The sequence below is a fragment of the Citrobacter sp. R-1.5.2 genome (assembly GCF_035064245.1).
Classification (GTDB): domain Bacteria; phylum Pseudomonadota; class Gammaproteobacteria; order Enterobacterales; family Enterobacteriaceae; genus Citrobacter.
In genome coordinates, this window is record NZ_JASEYC010000009.1 from 127,808 (window position 1) to 142,323 (window position 14,516).

Annotated in this window: 18 protein-coding genes; 3 read left to right on the top strand and 15 right to left on the bottom strand. The window is 51.5% G+C overall.

Going from position 1 to position 14,516, the window contains the following annotated elements:
- Positions 1-46 precede the first annotated feature (46 nt).
- On the bottom strand, positions 47-1,618 hold the full coding sequence (locus QMN38_RS16750) for a methyl-accepting chemotaxis protein (protein ID WP_271440291.1): 1,572 nt from the start codon (positions 1,616-1,618) through the stop codon (positions 47-49).
- Between the two features lie 245 nt (positions 1,619-1,863).
- On the opposite strand from QMN38_RS16750, the gene ytfE reads away from it, so the two are divergent.
- Positions 1,864-2,526 carry an iron-sulfur cluster repair protein YtfE gene (ytfE, locus tag QMN38_RS16755; RefSeq protein ID WP_137383984.1) on the top strand — a complete coding sequence of 221 codons (663 nt, stop codon included), beginning with the start codon at positions 1,864-1,866 and terminating at the stop codon, positions 2,524-2,526.
- Between the two features lie 131 nt (positions 2,527-2,657).
- On the opposite strand, the gene cycA is transcribed toward ytfE, so the two are convergent.
- Both cycA and fklB read right to left on the bottom strand, forming a co-directional pair.
- Positions 2,658-4,067 carry a D-serine/D-alanine/glycine transporter gene (gene cycA, locus QMN38_RS16760; RefSeq protein WP_271440290.1) on the bottom strand — a complete coding sequence of 470 codons (1,410 nt, stop codon included), beginning with the start codon at positions 4,065-4,067 and terminating at the stop codon, positions 2,658-2,660.
- A gap of 308 nt (positions 4,068-4,375) precedes the next feature.
- On the bottom strand, positions 4,376-4,996 hold the full coding sequence (fklB, locus tag QMN38_RS16765; protein WP_170974407.1) for a BamJ family beta-barrel-assembly machinery protein: 621 nt from the start codon (positions 4,994-4,996) through the stop codon (positions 4,376-4,378).
- Between the two features lie 218 nt (positions 4,997-5,214).
- Between fklB and QMN38_RS16770 the strand changes: the two genes are divergently transcribed.
- Positions 5,215-5,865 carry an OapA family protein gene (locus QMN38_RS16770; protein ID WP_271440289.1) on the top strand — a complete coding sequence of 217 codons (651 nt, stop codon included), beginning with the start codon at positions 5,215-5,217 and terminating at the stop codon, positions 5,863-5,865.
- 88 nt (positions 5,866-5,953) lie between these two features.
- Here QMN38_RS16770 and QMN38_RS16775 read toward each other — a convergent pair whose 3' ends face one another.
- From QMN38_RS16775 to QMN38_RS16800, 6 genes are all read right to left on the bottom strand, one after another.
- Positions 5,954-6,877 carry a DMT family transporter gene (locus tag QMN38_RS16775; protein WP_202039798.1) on the bottom strand — a complete coding sequence of 308 codons (924 nt, stop codon included), beginning with the start codon at positions 6,875-6,877 and terminating at the stop codon, positions 5,954-5,956.
- A 142-nt stretch (positions 6,878-7,019) separates the two neighbouring features.
- Positions 7,020-7,469: a 50S ribosomal protein L9 gene (gene rplI, locus QMN38_RS16780; RefSeq protein ID WP_137383988.1), complete on the bottom strand. Its 450-nt coding sequence runs from the start codon at positions 7,467-7,469 to the stop codon at positions 7,020-7,022.
- A 41-nt stretch (positions 7,470-7,510) separates the two neighbouring features.
- Positions 7,511-7,738, bottom strand: coding sequence for a 30S ribosomal protein S18 (rpsR, locus tag QMN38_RS16785; protein WP_000135199.1), 228 nt, complete (start codon positions 7,736-7,738; stop codon positions 7,511-7,513).
- A gap of 4 nt (positions 7,739-7,742) precedes the next feature.
- Positions 7,743-8,057 carry a primosomal replication protein N gene (priB, locus tag QMN38_RS16790; RefSeq protein WP_003025674.1) on the bottom strand — a complete coding sequence of 105 codons (315 nt, stop codon included), beginning with the start codon at positions 8,055-8,057 and terminating at the stop codon, positions 7,743-7,745.
- 6 nt (positions 8,058-8,063) lie between these two features.
- Positions 8,064-8,459 carry a 30S ribosomal protein S6 gene (rpsF, locus tag QMN38_RS16795; protein ID WP_003025672.1) on the bottom strand — a complete coding sequence of 132 codons (396 nt, stop codon included), beginning with the start codon at positions 8,457-8,459 and terminating at the stop codon, positions 8,064-8,066.
- A 158-nt stretch (positions 8,460-8,617) separates the two neighbouring features.
- Entirely contained in the window at positions 8,618-9,382 is a 765-nt protein-coding gene (locus QMN38_RS16800) for a TSUP family transporter (RefSeq protein ID WP_323605404.1), read from the bottom strand.
- A gap of 298 nt (positions 9,383-9,680) precedes the next feature.
- Between QMN38_RS16800 and yjfY the strand changes: the two genes are divergently transcribed.
- Entirely contained in the window at positions 9,681-9,956 is a 276-nt protein-coding gene (gene yjfY, locus QMN38_RS16805; RefSeq protein ID WP_202039800.1) for a DUF1471 family protein YjfY, read from the top strand.
- 136 nt (positions 9,957-10,092) lie between these two features.
- Here yjfY and QMN38_RS16810 read toward each other — a convergent pair whose 3' ends face one another.
- The 6 genes from QMN38_RS16810 to ulaA are packed head-to-tail and all read right to left on the bottom strand — an operon-like array spanning position 10,093 to position 14,503.
- Positions 10,093-10,779 carry an L-ribulose-5-phosphate 4-epimerase gene (locus QMN38_RS16810; protein ID WP_323605421.1) on the bottom strand — a complete coding sequence of 229 codons (687 nt, stop codon included), beginning with the start codon at positions 10,777-10,779 and terminating at the stop codon, positions 10,093-10,095.
- Positions 10,779-11,633 carry an L-ribulose-5-phosphate 3-epimerase gene (locus QMN38_RS16815; protein WP_271440287.1) on the bottom strand — a complete coding sequence of 285 codons (855 nt, stop codon included), beginning with the start codon at positions 11,631-11,633 and terminating at the stop codon, positions 10,779-10,781. Before QMN38_RS16815 ends, QMN38_RS16810 begins: the two co-directional genes overlap by 1 nt.
- A gap of 9 nt (positions 11,634-11,642) precedes the next feature.
- Positions 11,643-12,293: a 3-keto-L-gulonate-6-phosphate decarboxylase UlaD gene (ulaD, locus tag QMN38_RS16820; RefSeq protein WP_271440286.1), complete on the bottom strand. Its 651-nt coding sequence runs from the start codon at positions 12,291-12,293 to the stop codon at positions 11,643-11,645.
- Between the two features lie 12 nt (positions 12,294-12,305).
- A complete protein-coding gene (ulaC, locus tag QMN38_RS16825; protein WP_323605405.1) occupies positions 12,306-12,773 on the bottom strand; it encodes a PTS ascorbate transporter subunit IIA in 468 nt (155 codons plus the stop codon).
- A gap of 11 nt (positions 12,774-12,784) precedes the next feature.
- Positions 12,785-13,090: a PTS ascorbate transporter subunit IIB gene (ulaB, locus tag QMN38_RS16830; protein WP_045439008.1), complete on the bottom strand. Its 306-nt coding sequence runs from the start codon at positions 13,088-13,090 to the stop codon at positions 12,785-12,787.
- A gap of 15 nt (positions 13,091-13,105) precedes the next feature.
- A complete protein-coding gene (gene ulaA, locus QMN38_RS16835) occupies positions 13,106-14,503 on the bottom strand; it encodes a PTS ascorbate transporter subunit IIC (protein WP_323605422.1) in 1,398 nt (465 codons plus the stop codon).
- Positions 14,504-14,516 lie beyond the last annotated feature (13 nt).

A 14,516-nucleotide genomic window follows, 5' to 3' on the forward strand; every position in this document is an offset into this window, starting at 1 on the left:
CAGGCCTACAAGGACTGTACGATCTCATGTAGGCCGGATAAGGCGTTTACGCCGCCGTCCGGCGCGACACTTTAAACACCGCCACCGTCTGATTCAGTCTGGCCGCCTGCTCTTCGAGCGCGGCAGCTGCAGAGGCAGACTCTTCCACCAGCGAGGCGTTTTGCTGTGTCACACGATCCATTTCGGCAACGGCCTGCCCGACTTGATCGATACCCCGACTCTGCTCATCGGACGCCGACGCAATTTCGCTCATAATATCGGTAACCTGAGTGACGGCACTGACAATTTCCGCCATCGTCTCACCCGCTTCATGCACCAGTGCCGTACCGGCATTGACCCGATTCCCTGAGTCATCAATCAGCGCCTTAATCTCTTTCGCCGCTTGAGCGCTACGCTGCGCCAGCGTGCGCACTTCACCTGCCACCACGGCAAAACCGCGCCCCTGTTCACCCGCACGCGCCGCTTCTACCGCCGCATTCAATGCCAGAATATTCGTCTGGAAAGCAATACCGTCGATAACCGTGGTAATTTGCGCAATTTTGCTGGAACTGGTGGCGATTTCATCCATCGTACGCACCACGCCGTCGACCACTGTTCCGCCTTTCTGCGCCGTCTGCGAGGCATTTTTTGCAAGGCTAGTCGCCTGTCGCGCATTGTCCGCATTCTGTTTTACGGTGGCCGTGAGCTGTTCCATACTGGCAGCAGTTTCTTCCAGAGAAGCAGCCTGCTGTTCAGTGCGCGAAGAAAGATCGTTACTGCCTGCGGCAATTTCACCCGCACCGGTATAGATAGTATCCGCACCGTCACGTACCACGCTAACCGTATTCGCCAGCGCCTGCTGCATATCACGGACGTTCTGTGCCAATAGCGCCATTTCGTTACTGCCATCGGCGGTAATAGTGTGGGTCAGATCACCTGAAGCGATATGGCGAATATGTCCCATCACTTCGTGGAGTGGTTTCAGCAGGACACGCTGCATGGCAATCCAACTGACGATAATGACGGTCAACACAATCAACAGTACGGCGGACAACAACCAGATAATTTTCTGGTAATCATTTTCGTTATCCCGTACTCCCTCATTCGCCAGTGCGGCTTGTGCGGCACGCCACTCCTGATAAACCTCCTGCATGGCCGTCTGCTTTTGCTCGGCATTCTGTTTGAACATGTCTTCCAGTTTGCCTTCAGCCAGCAGCGCGTTCATTTTTGCAAGCGCAGTAGAATAGATACCGTACTGTTCTTCCAGTCGGTCTGCCAGACTTTCATCCAGACCCGGCGTTTCCGGCAGCGCGTAGTATTTATCGTAATGCTCTTTTGCGTCTGCCAGCAGGCGATTCGCCGTGTTCACTAACTCCGTCAACTGTCCGCCATTAATTTCGCTCGCCATCGTCCCTTGCAAACGCAGCATGCCCCGGTTGAGCGTGACGCGAGCCTGGTTCAGGCTAATCCATGCATCGGTAAACTCCGCCACGTTCTGGCTGGAAAGTTGAGAAACGTTAAAGTTTTCCTTGTCGTTTTTAAGCGCGCCAATAAAAACGCCTGCGGAAATGAGCTGCATCGCGCCCAGGGCGAGTAACACGGTGATAAGTAAGGTTATCACTTTGATTCGTTTGAACATCTGTTGCCTTTTAGTTATGCAGGTATTGTCTGAGGTCTAACTATCGGCAGCAGCGTCGGCTTATTTAATCTTGCGGCGTAGCTTTTTTCACCGCGTTACCCCTTTTCAATAAGATTCAGCACGTTAAAGGGACAAGAATTTTTCGTGACAGTCATCACAAAATCCTCTGCCCCGAAAGGGTTATATCCTTCCACATAAGTTGCATTTAAAATACATCTTATATTATTGAGAATGAGGTAACGGCTATGTCTTATCGCGATCAACCTTTAGGTGAACTGGCGCTCTCTATTCCTCGCGCGTCGGCACTGTTTCGTAAATACGATATGGATTACTGCTGCGGCGGTAAGCAAACGCTGGCACGCGCTGCCGCACGTAAAGAGCTGGATGTGGAAGCTATCGAAGCGCAGCTCGCTCAGTTGGCTGAGCAGCCGCTGGAAAAAGACTGGCGCACCGTGGCACTGGCAGAAATCATCGACCATATCGTCATACGTTATCATGACCGCCACCGCGAACAGCTGCCGGAGCTGATCCTGCAAGCCACTAAAGTTGAACGTGTTCATGCCGACAAGCCGAGCGTACCGCGTGGTCTGGCGAAGAACCTGACGATGCTGCATGAAGAGCTGTCAAGCCACATGATGAAAGAAGAGCAAATTCTGTTCCCAATGATCAAACAGGGAATGGGGAGTCAGGCGATGGGACCAATCAGCGTGATGGAAAGCGAACATGACGAGGCCGGCGAACTGGTAGAAGTGATCAAGCACATCACCAACAACGTAACGCCGCCGCCAGAAGCCTGCACCACATGGAAAGCAATGTATAACGGCATTAACGAGATGATCGACGATCTGATGGAACACATCAGTCTGGAAAATAATGTGTTGTTCCCGCGTGCGTTAGCCGGGGAGTAACCTTTTGCCCGGTGGCGGCTTCGCCTTACCGGGCCTACAACGACCTTGAACGTAGGCCTGATAAGCGCAGCGCATCAGGCAATCCCGACGGCATAAACGCCTTATCCGGCCTACACCTCACTGCTTAGCGATTAACGCGTACCTGCCATACGTTTCTTACCGATAAACAACCAGCCCAGACCCAGTGCGATAAACCACAGCGGCGTGACGATCAGCGCCTGACGGGTATCCTCTTCCAGCGTCAGCAGCACCAGTACGAAGACGAAGAACGCCATACATACCCAGCACATCAGCTTGCCTAACGGCATCTTGTAGATCGATTTCTCATGCAGGTGTGGACGCTGTTTGCGATACACCAGATAAGAGCAAAGAATGATGGTCCAGACAAACATAAACAGGATGGCCGACACGGTGGTGATCATGGTGAACGCACCGATTACGCTCGGATTCACGTACAGCATTACCACGCCGCCCAACAGGCAGATACAGGAGAAGGTCAAGCCTTTCGCCGGCACCGCACGTTTAGACAGCTTAGCAAACGCTTTTGGCGCAACACCTTCCTGAGCCAGACCAAACAGCATACGGCTGGTAGAGAACACGCCGCTGTTTGCGGAAGAGGCCGCTGATGTCAGCACCACAAAGTTAATCAGGCTCGCCGCCGCTGGCAGACCTACCAGCACAAACAGTTCAACGAATGGGCTCTTAGTGGGAACCACCGAGCTCCACGGCGTCACGGACATAATCACGATCAGCGCGAAAACGTAGAACATGATGATACGGATTGGAATCGAGTTAATCGCGCGCGGCAGAGACTTTTCTGGATCTTTAGTTTCTGCAGCCGTCGTACCCACCAGTTCAATGCCCACAAACGCGAAGACTGCTATCTGGAAGCCCGCAAAGAAGCCACTCAGACCTTTCGGGAACCAGCCACCGTCATTCCACAGATGAGTAAACGAAGCCTGAACGCCGGTTGGCGACTGGAAGTGCGTCAGTACCATCACCAGACCGACGACAATCAGGCCGACAATGGCGACGATTTTGATCATCGCAAACCAGAACTCCATCTCACCAAACATTTTCACCGTGGCGAGGTTAAGAGCCAGCAACAGAATGATCACCGCCAGCGATGCCACCCAGTCTGACAGTCCGGGGAACCAGAATTGCGCATACGCCGTAATCGCAACGACGTCTGCCATCCCAGTAACCACCCAGCAGAACCAATAGGTCCAGCCGGTAAAATACCCGGCCCATGGCCCGAGCAGGTCGGAGGCGAAATCACTAAAGGATTTGTATTCGAGATTCGAGAGCAGCAATTCTCCCATTGCCCGCATCACGAAAAACAGCATAAAACCGATGATCATATAGACAAAAATGATCGACGGCCCGGCGAGGCTGATGGTTTTCCCTGAACCCATAAACAGGCCGGTACCGATAGCGCCACCAATGGCAATAAGTTGAATATGACGGTTTGTGAGATTGCGCCGTAGCGACTGTTCAGACGAAGCCTCTTCAACGGCTTCGACTTTTACCTGATCTACCATGTTTTTTCTTCCTGTACCTGTCTGTGTTGTTCAGGCTCTACGGCCTTTAGTGTGTCTATGATACGACGATCCTGTTGGCAGGACTCATCGATATTAGGTAAGAATCGGCGGGATGAATACTAAGATTTAGATATAATGTTAATTTTATGTTTAAAGTGAGTGTCATATCACTCTGATAGCGAGAATCAGTTCACAAAAATACACGCAATAACATCATTTGCAAGATAAAATATCGACATCGGCATAACAATAGCTTTTCACGCTATTTTGTTGCTCCCCCCTGCGTCGGGGGGAACAGAAATTACTGCTTACAGGATTTCAAGCAGCTCAACTTCAAATACCAGCGTGCTGAACGGAGGAATGGACGCGCCAGCGCCACGCTCACCGTAAGCCAGTTCCTGAGGAATAGTCAGTTCCCATTTGGAACCTACCGGCATCAGGGTCAGTGCTTCAATCCAGCCAGGGATCACGCCGTTAACCGGGAATTCAGCTGGTTCACCACGCGCAACAGAGCTGTCAAACACGGTACCGTCGATCAGTTTACCGGTATAATGCACGCGTACGTGGTCGGTACGTGCCGGGATAGAACCTTCACCCTGGGTCAACACACGGAACTGCAGACCAGATTCAGTGCTATTCACACCTTCTTTCTCACGGTTTTCTTCCAGATATTTGACGCCATCAGCCGCCATTGCCTGGAAACGCTCGCGACGTACTGCATCAGCACGTTCGTGAATTTCACGCAGCGCACGGTGCACAACATCAACAGGCACTGCCGGGTGTTTACCTTCCAGCGCATCAGCGATACCCGCTACCAGCGCTTCAGGCAACAGCCCTTCCAGACCGGATTCGCTCAGCTGCTGTCCTACCTGCAAACCAATGCCGTAGCTTGCTTGCGCTTCGATAGTGTCAAAAGTCGGGGTAGCCATCATATTTCCTTTCATCGGATGTAAAGTAGCGGGCAGCATATCAGCCATGCCGCATCCGGTAAAACTTTGTCTCGGGAACAGATGACAAATCGCGAGGAAAAAGAAACAATGCTATTGCCCGTATCAATGTCACGAAAGCGGGTACCTGAACAAGTATCATAGAGTTAGCGATCTATACTCTATGACAGAGGAACGAGACGCGGAGCAGGAGGAAAGCCATGCCCGGGCGCTTTGAATTAAAACCAACCCTGGCGAAAATCTGGCATGCACCGGACAATTTTCGCATTATGGACCCGCTACCGCCTATGCATCGCCGTGGCATTATTGCTGCTGCCATCGTGCTGGTGATAGGTTTCCTGCTCCCTTCCAATGACACCAACGATACCCCGGTGGTCACGCGTAATGCGCAGCTGGATTTGCAGTCGCAGTCCCAGCCGCCAACTGAAGCACAGCTTCAGGCACAGTTGGTCGCACCACAAAATGATCCCGGCCAGGTGGCTCCCGTTGCGCCGGAACCCATCCAGGAAGGCGATCCCGATACACAGCCACAGAGCCAGCAATCACAGTCTCAGACACAGCCCTTTCAGCAGAATAGTGGTATTGAGCAGCAGTGGCGTACCTACCGCGTAGACTCAGGGAAAACGCTGGCGCAGGTCTTCCGGGACCATAACCTTCCGCCAACAGATGTGTACGCAATGGCACAAGTGGAAGGCGCCGGGAAGCCGCTGAGCAATTTGAAAGACGGCCAGATGATCCAAATCAGGCAGAATGCTAACGGGGTGGTGACCGGGTTAACCATTGATAGCGGAAATGGTCAGCAGGTGTTGTTTACCCGCCAGCCCAACGGCAGCTTTATTCGCGCCCGTTAAATGTACTGATTGCCGGGTGGCGGCTTCGCCTTACCCGGCTTACGCCCCCCGCAATTGTAGGCCTGATAAGCGGTAGCGCCATCAGGCGTTACCGCTTCACCTTATTCACCCACCAAATCCCCGAACAGACCAGCACCAGCGCCACCGCATATTTCCATTCGAGAATGTTCTCACCGAGGAAAATTGACGACAGCACCGCCCCTGAAACCGGGATCAGGAAGTTAAACGGCGCGATCATTCCCACGCGGTTGTACTTGAGCAAAATGCTCCACAACGCGAAGGCCACCGATGAAAGCAACGTCAGGTAACCCAGAATAGCCACTGAAGCAGAGCCGTGTACGGTCAGTGTCCCGCCAAAAGCATAGCCGCCGATAACCAGCGCCAGACCGCCCATCCCCAGTTGGTAACCTGTCATGACCGTTGGGTCTACCGTCTGAGAAATGCGCTTACCGTATAGCGTGGCCGCAGAGAGAATAAAGGCCGCCATCACGACTGAACCGTCCCCTAACAGGCTGAAACTAAAATCCATTCCGCTGTTGAAGTTCACCACCATCACGCCGGTAAAACCCAGAATACAACCCAGCGCTTTGTTGTAGCTTAGTTTGTCGTTTTGATAGATAAAATGGGCCAGAAGCACGCTAAAGAATGTACCGGTAGCGTTCATGATTGACCCCTTTACACCCGTCGTAAATGCCAGACCGATATAAAAGAAAATGTATTGCAGTGAGGTTTGCGTCAACCCAAGCAGCGTAAGCTGGCCAAACTGACGTGGGCTTAACCTGCCAATCGGTTTACGTTGCACCATCGCCAGCAGCAACAGCAATAATCCCGCAAACAGGAAACGATATCCGGCAAAGACAATTTTTGACGGAATATCATCCGTGGCAATCTGGAAGATCTCGTATCCGCTTTTTATCGCTGGATAAGCGCTCCCCCACAACAGGCAACAGAAGGCTGCGCCCAGGTAGACAACATTTTTACGCGCGAACAGAGGTTGGTGCGTTGGTTCCATTCCATCACCACTTTGAAATAATGTTTTATTTTTATGATTATCCCGAAAAGGACAAAGAATAGCCAGAGCGAAAAACAGGAGGGTAGAAAAGCAAAACGCCGGCACAAGGCCGGCGCTTTTACGCGGTCATCAGAATAAAAACTTATTCTGCAACTACGTTTACAGTCAGCTTAGCAAACACTTCGCTGTGAACCTGGAAGCTCACTTCGTGCTCACCAGTGGTACGCAGAACGCCGTTCGGCAGACGAACTTCGCTCTTAGCAACGTCAACGCCAGCTGCAGTTACAGCGTCAGCGATGTCGCGAGTACCGATGGAACCGAACAGTTTACCTTCGTCGCCAGCTTTAGACGCGATGGTTACGGTTTCCAGTGCATTGATTTTCTCAGCACGAGCTTCAGCAGCGGCCAGAACGTCAGCCAGTTTGGCTTCCAGTTCAGCGCGACGCGCTTCGAAAAATTCAACGTTTTTCTTGGTAGCAGGAACAGCTTTACCCTGTGGTACCAGGAAGTTACGAGCATAGCCCGCTTTAACGTTAACCTGATCACCCAGGCTACCCAGGTTTGCTACTTTATCAAGCAGAATAACTTGCATTACCTTATCCTCTCAAAGTCGTATTAATGGACCGTGACCGATTACTGATGACGATCAGTGTACGGCAGCAGGGACAGGTAGCGAGCGCGTTTGATAGCGCGAGCCAGCTGACGCTGATATTTTGCACGGGTACCGGTGATACGGCTTGGGACAATCTTACCGCTTTCGGTGATGTAGTTTTTCAGCGTAGCGATATCTTTATAGTCGATCTCTTGAACGCCTTCCGCGGTGAAACGGCAGAACTTGCGACGACGGAAATAACGTGCCATATGGCTAGTCTCCAGAATCTATCAATTCAATCTGCTCGGCATGCAGAACCATTTTGCTCAGGCCGTTCTTTGCCTTATGGCAAGAGATGAACCCCTGAACGGTCACTGCGCTACCGACCGTTATACTGTGAGTAATGGCCTGGTTTTCGTGTCCGCTAATAATAACGGGCATTTGGCACCACGCCTGCCGGTGAAACCCGGCTTCCTCCTGCACAGAACGATGCTCAAGCACGAACTGGCAATGAGGAATTCCTGATGGACTGACCTTTCGAAGGGGAGCCCTGCACACAGTGCCGGACAACGCCAGACGGTTGGTCATCAGAAATTACTCTTCAGAATCCCCAGCTTCAGCATCATCTGCGGTTTCGTTAGCGAAATCATCGCGACGTTCACGACGCTCGTCTTTCGCTTTAACCATCGGAGATGCTTCGGTAACAGCGTGTTTAGTACGCATAACCATGCTGCGGATAACGGCATCGTTGAAGCGGAAGGTAGTTTCCAGCTCATCGATCACTTCCTGCGGCGCTTCAACGTTCATCAGAACGTAGTGAGCTTTGTGCAGTTTGTTGATCGGGTAAGCCAGCTGACGGCGGCCCCAGTCTTCCAGACGGTGGATCGTGCCTTCTGCACCAGTGATGGCAGCAGTGTAGCGTTCGATCATACCCGGAACCTGTTCGCTCTGGTCAGGATGGACCATAAAAACGATTTCGTAATGACGCATCGAATTGCTCCTTACGGATTATTCAGCCTCCTGTCTGGGTCAGCCGAGGCCCATGGAGGCAAGGAACGTGTTAAAGGTCGGCTGAAAAATGACGCGTCATAATACTGGGGTCAGCCGGTAAACTCAAGGTGCTTGTACGATTATTTACCATGCCGCCATTAATACATATCCAGCAGCATTTTGACGCTGATGCAAATAGAGACAATGACAATCATCGGCCGGATAACTTTCTTCCCGCGCGTCAGTACCACCGTTGCGCCAAGACGCGCGCCGAGCGATTGCCCGGCAAACATCACCAGTCCCAGCGACCAGATCATTTTGCCGCCGAAAATGAAGAACAAAATTGAGGCGATGTTCGATGCAAGGTTAATAAAATTCGAGTGAATTTGCGCCTTATCGATACTGTATCCCCACAACAAGATATAGCTGAGCGTATAAAAGGAGCCGGCCCCAGCGCCGATAAATCCATCATAAAAACCAATACAACCACCACCGATCAACGAAAAGAGAAACAGGGAGACTTTTTGCTTTCTCTTCGGCTCGCTGAGATTAGGCGCAAAAATAAAGTAGATAGCGACAGCAATAATCAGTACCGGCAGCAGTTTTCTCAGCAGTTCAGGCTCAATGAACTGAATAAGCGTCGTACCTAACGCCGAACCAATAAAAGCAGATAAGAACACAGACTTATGTTCCTGTACGTTGATGTGTCCCCGGCGTAAAAAGTAAATCCCAGAGGTCAGCGAACTGCCCAACGCCTGAATCTTATTGGTTGCTAGCGCGTTAGCCGGGGGTAAACCGGAAATCAGCAATGCGCCAATAGAGAGAAACCCGCCTCCGCCAGACACCACGTTAATAAAGCCAGCCACCAGCGCGACCATAAACATAATCACAAAGTAGCTGAAATCCATGAATGAAGTATCCATAAGTTTTTGCCTTATAATCATAAAGTTATGTTGATTATTCAGCCCACTATAAACGGCGTACTCCTCTGGTAAAATTGACAATTTGGTAAGAGTTTATGCCTGGGAAACAGGTATTTTTTATCGCAGCGGTAGATATCAGCTGACTGTTAATTAAAGGAAAGATGGCAATGCGGTAATTTTTTGAACAACTGCATCAGAAATGGTCGCTATCGACTACGTTGGTTGCGGTTAAAATTACATCAGAAGCTAACGACTCACAGGAGACAAGCAACCAAAGACCGCAGTCGAGGAGGTACATATGCGAGCCCGTGTTTTGACCCTTCTGGCTGTGCTTTTGCTGAGCGCAAATGCAATGGCAGCCATCAAAATTGACAATCATCAGGCCAGAAATATGGATGATGTACAGAGCTTAGGCGTAATTTACATAAATCATAACTTCGCCACTGAAAGTGAAGCCACTCAAGCTCTGAACGAAGAGACAGATGCGCAAGGCGCAACTTACTACCACGAGATCCTCATCAGAGAACCCGGTAGTAACGGCAACATACACGCCAGCGCAGACATTTATCGCTAGCACCCGGAAATAACCAACGAGAACATTGCCACAGTTTGACTTGCCCCCTTTATTGGGGGCTTTTTTTGCATGAAGGCGTTACCCCGAGCGGATCGGTTACACACACCCAGAAGTGTACGTAGCCCGGGGCAACGTTTCACTTCTGCCCGTAATAAGCATCGGGTCCATGCTTACGCATAAAATGCTTTTTCATCAGATAACCATCAATGGGGTTTAGCGCCGGATTAATGCCACGCGCAATCCACGCCATTTTTGCCACCTCTTCCATCACCACCGCGTTATGTACCGCATCGTGAGCATCTTTGCCCCAGGCAAACGGGCCATGCTGATACACGACGACGCCAGGCGTATGCAGTGGCGCAACGTCTCCCAGTGTTTCAATGATGACCTTACCGGTATTCAACTCATATTCGTCCTGCACTTCTGCTTCGTTTAACGCCCTGGTACAGGGAATATCGCCAAAGAAGTAATCTGCATGCGTTGTGCCAAGCGCCGGAATGGACTGCCCCGCTTGCGCCCACGCTGTGGCATGAGTTGAGTGGGTATGCACCACGCCGCCAAGCGACGGATAACGGCAGTACAGCGCCAGATGCGTGGCCGTGTCAGATGAAGGGCGATAGCGCCCTTCAACCACGTTTCCGTCCAAATCTACCACCACCATGTCGTCGACCTGCATGGTTTCGTAGGCAACACCGCTAGGTTTAATCACCACCAGCCCATGTTCACGATTGATGGCGCTGACGTTGCCCCAGGTAAAGGTCACCAGCCCGTAGCGTGGAAGATCCATGTTAGCTGCAAAAACCTGCTGCTTGAGCTCTTGTATCATGTTGCCTCCATCAGACCGGCACTGGCCATCCGCGCTTTCACCCAATCGCGCGCCTTTGCCACTTCTAGCACGGGGTTCTCCGCCGTTTCACTCCACATTTCAATCAGGTATGGCCCGCAATACCCACTCTGCTTGAGCGTCTCGAAACAGCGTTCGAAATCAACAACTCCTTCACCGAAGGGGACATTTTTAAAGATACCCGGCCGGGTATCTTTCACATGCACCGCCACGATATGCCCAACACCCGCCTGCAGTTCCATCTGTACGTCATTATCCCACGCCGACAAATTGCCAATGTCAGGATAGAGCTGGAACCACGGATTATTGAGGTAGTGGGCATAGCCCAGCGCCTTACTGATCGAATTCATCAACGGATAATCCATGATCTCCATCGCCAGTGTGACCTGTGCGCGACTCGCCATCTCGACACTTTCCTTTAGGCCATCGCGAAAACGGCGACGCGTTTCGTTGTTGGCCTGCTGATAGTAGACGTCATACCCAGCTAACTGAATAACGCGAATGCCGATATCTTGTGCAAACCGAATCGCTTTACGCATAATCTCAAGCCCCTGCTCGCGTACCGCATCATCTTCACTACCCAGCGGGAAACGACGGTGGGCGCTCAGGCACATAGAGGGGACACGCACACCGGTTTCGGCAATAGCGGTGACCAGCGTCAGACGCTGTTCGCGGCTCCAGTCAAGCCGCGACAGGCGCGCGTCGGTTTCATCAACCGACATTTCAACAAAGTCAAAACCCAACTCCTTTGCCAGGCGTAGGCGCGCCAGCCAACACTCCCCGGCGGGGAGCGCTTTTTCATAGATGCCAAGTGGGATCTGTTTTGACAACATGTCCGCTCCTTATCCCCACAGTTGGGCAATGGAACGTTTGAACTGACGCGCAGCCTCCACCGGAGAGGCGGCGTCGCGGATGCTGCGACCAGCAATAAAGACATGAATCGGAATCCCCTGGAACAGCGGCAGGTCTTCCAGCGCCAGCCCCCCGGTAACGGTGACCTTGAAGCCCATATCAGACAGACGTTTGATGGCACTGATATCCGCCTCCCCCCATGCCACACCGGCCGCCTGCGCATCGCGGCTGCGGTGATATACCACCTGCCCAATACCCGCTTCGCGCCACTCTTGTGCTTGTTCCCACGTCCAATAGCCAGTCAGTTCAATCTGTACGTCGCCGTTAAACTCGTGCGCCACTTCCAGCGCACCTTTGGCAGTGTTGATATCTGCACAGCAAATCACAGTGACCCAGTCGGCATTGGCTTCAAAGCACATCCGCGACAGGATTTTTCCCGCATCGGCAATTTTGGCATCCGCCAGCACAATTTTATGTGGATAGAGCGCCTTCAGATCACGTACGGCGCGTACGCCTTCAGCAACACAAAGGATGGTGCCGACCTCAATAATATCCACCTCTTCGGCAATCAGCCGCGTCGTTTCATACGCAGAAGCCATTGATTGGTTATCCAGCGCAACCTGCAACATAGGTAATGACATTTTATTGTTCCTTTAAACAGCCGCCGCAGTGGCGTTATCAATTAAATCCAGCACTTCCTGCGCGGTGCGGCAGGCGCGTAAACGGTCAAAATTGGCTTCATCATCAAACAGGTTAACGATCTGCATGATGCCGACTTCCTGATGCGTATTAGCATCAACCGCCGCCATTGTGATCAGGATGTCGACCGGGTCATTATCTTCATGGTTGAACACTAACGGTGTTTTCAGCGTGACCAACGCAAAACCGGTTTTTTTAACCCCCTCTTCAGGGCGGCCATGCGGCATAGCCAGCCCAGGGGCAATCACAAAATAAGGACCGTGCTGTGCAACCCCGTCGAGAATAGCCTGGTAGTAGCGTGGCTCGACCACATCAGCCTTAACCAGCAGATCCACGCCCAGCTTTACCGCGTTCTGCCAGTTACTGGCGTCAGCCTGTAAAAGGATGGCGTTATTGTCCGCCAGCGAATCTCGTAGTTTCATATTCCGTGTCCTTACTTCACGTCCTGCGGAAAGTGTTCTTTAATCACTTCCAGCAGTTTTGGACCAAAATCAGCGGGAGACAGCATGTTGCGCACCCCTACAACATACTTATTGCCAGAAACGGTAATTTCGCCGGCGATGTGAGTAGAGGCGATGATGATGTCCGCGCCGCTCAGTTCACTTTTGTACTCACCCACTGCACAGCTATTCACCGTGTGGTCAATATTTGACTGAGTTAAAAACTGATCCACCTTCATTTTCATGATCATGGAACTGCCCTGTCCGTTGCCACATACAGCCAGAATACGTACGGTCATAATCGGAACTCCTTATTAAGCAGACTGTTCTGCCAGTTGTTTTTCTGCGTCTTCCTCAGCGCGCAACGTGCGACCTGCGAAAAACATATAAGCCAGTGCAATCAGAATAATGACGGCCATAAAAATCAGTCCGATAGAGGCAAACCCTTGCATCATGGGTGGAGCCAGAATCGACCAGTCAGCCATTCCCATCCAGGCGCTCATACCGGTGAGTTTTACCGCCCAGACACAGCCAAATATTTCGATCATGCCCATCACCAGACAAATCTTAAGCGCCGCTCGCCAGCCGCCAAAATGGTTAGCAAATACGCCGATAGTGGCGTTAGAGAAGAACATTGGAATAAAGCCGGGAATAATCAGAATGGAAGAGCCGAGGCCTACCAGAATGCCAACAGCAATCAGTTGACCGATGGTGCCCCACATAAAACCCCAGACCACAGCGTTTGGGGCAAAGCTGTATATCGCCGCACAGTCAATCGCCAGTACTGCCCCAGGAATCAAACGTTGAGAAATACCGTTGAACGCTTCTGAAAGTTCAGCAACGAACATACGCACACCCTGGGTGATGATGAAAATGGCAACAGCGAACGAGAAACCAGTTTGCAGGATATACACCGTCCAGTGCGTTTTTCCCGCCATCACCTGGACTACATCAATACCAAAAGAGAGCAGAATTGCGCCGAAGAAAAGAGTCATCACTATCGCGGTCGATACGATGTTGTCATGGAAGATATTCAGCCAGCCCGGCAGTTTAAGGTCTTCGACACTCTCTTCTTTCTTACCGAGATAGGGGGCAATTTTGTAAGCAATCCAGGAGGCGAACTGCTGCTGGTGACCAATGGAGAAGCCACAGCCATCGGTCACTTCTTGCGTCGGCTTATACATCATGTTGGAGGTAATACCCCAATAGAGCGACACCAGTACCGCCGTACAGATAATGGTGGTCCACATCGGGTAACCAAAGATATACAGAGAAACCGCAATCAGCCCCGCCTGTTGGAACATGATGTGTCCGGTCAACATGATGGTGCGGATACCGGTAATACGTCGAAGAAGTACGTAACAAATATTCAGCGCCAGCGCTAACAGCACCGCATACCCCACCCAGCTATAGGCATCCCCCATGCGTTCAATGGTTGCCATCATTGAGGCATAGGTATCTGAAATTGCCCCATTGATGCCATAGACCTCAGACATCTTAGCCACTACCGGTTTGAACGTGCTGGTCAGGATGCCGGACCCTGCCTGCAGCAACATAAAGCCGATGATCGTTTTGATCGTGCCTTTGATAATGACGCTGACACTTTTACGCAGCAAGATGTAGCCGAGACAGGTCACAATCCCCAGCAGCAGTGGGGCGTTAGTCATAACCTGATTAAAAAAGACGGTAAAGATGTTGTAGAGGATCTCCATAACGATCTCCAGT

Excerpts from the sequence above, each read along its gene's own strand:
- QMN38_RS16750 (WP_271440291.1), bottom strand. The coding sequence starts at position 1,618 with ATGTTCAAACGAATCAAAGTGATAACCTTACTTATCACCGTGTTACTC.
- ytfE (WP_137383984.1), top strand. The coding sequence starts at position 1,864 with ATGTCTTATCGCGATCAACCTTTAGGTGAACTGGCGCTCTCTATTCCT.
- cycA (WP_271440290.1), bottom strand. The coding sequence starts at position 4,067 with ATGGTAGATCAGGTAAAAGTCGAAGCCGTTGAAGAGGCTTCGTCTGAA.
- fklB (WP_170974407.1), bottom strand. The coding sequence starts at position 4,996 with ATGGCTACCCCGACTTTTGACACTATCGAAGCGCAAGCAAGCTACGGC.
- QMN38_RS16770 (WP_271440289.1), top strand. The coding sequence starts at position 5,215 with ATGCCCGGGCGCTTTGAATTAAAACCAACCCTGGCGAAAATCTGGCAT.
- QMN38_RS16775 (WP_202039798.1), bottom strand. The coding sequence starts at position 6,877 with ATGGAACCAACGCACCAACCTCTGTTCGCGCGTAAAAATGTTGTCTAC.
- rplI (WP_137383988.1), bottom strand. The coding sequence starts at position 7,469 with ATGCAAGTTATTCTGCTTGATAAAGTAGCAAACCTGGGTAGCCTGGGT.
- rpsR (WP_000135199.1), bottom strand. The coding sequence starts at position 7,738 with ATGGCACGTTATTTCCGTCGTCGCAAGTTCTGCCGTTTCACCGCGGAA.
- priB (WP_003025674.1), bottom strand. The coding sequence starts at position 8,057 with ATGACCAACCGTCTGGCGTTGTCCGGCACTGTGTGCAGGGCTCCCCTT.
- rpsF (WP_003025672.1), bottom strand. The coding sequence starts at position 8,459 with ATGCGTCATTACGAAATCGTTTTTATGGTCCATCCTGACCAGAGCGAA.
- QMN38_RS16800 (WP_323605404.1), bottom strand. The coding sequence starts at position 9,382 with ATGGATACTTCATTCATGGATTTCAGCTACTTTGTGATTATGTTTATG.
- yjfY (WP_202039800.1), top strand. The coding sequence starts at position 9,681 with ATGCGAGCCCGTGTTTTGACCCTTCTGGCTGTGCTTTTGCTGAGCGCA.
- QMN38_RS16815 (WP_271440287.1), bottom strand. The coding sequence starts at position 11,633 with ATGTTGTCAAAACAGATCCCACTTGGCATCTATGAAAAAGCGCTCCCC.
- ulaD (WP_271440286.1), bottom strand. The coding sequence starts at position 12,293 with ATGTCATTACCTATGTTGCAGGTTGCGCTGGATAACCAATCAATGGCT.
- ulaC (WP_323605405.1), bottom strand. The coding sequence starts at position 12,773 with ATGAAACTACGAGATTCGCTGGCGGACAATAACGCCATCCTTTTACAG.
- ulaB (WP_045439008.1), bottom strand. The coding sequence starts at position 13,090 with ATGACCGTACGTATTCTGGCTGTATGTGGCAACGGACAGGGCAGTTCC.
- ulaA (WP_323605422.1), bottom strand. The coding sequence starts at position 14,503 with ATGGAGATCCTCTACAACATCTTTACCGTCTTTTTTAATCAGGTTATG.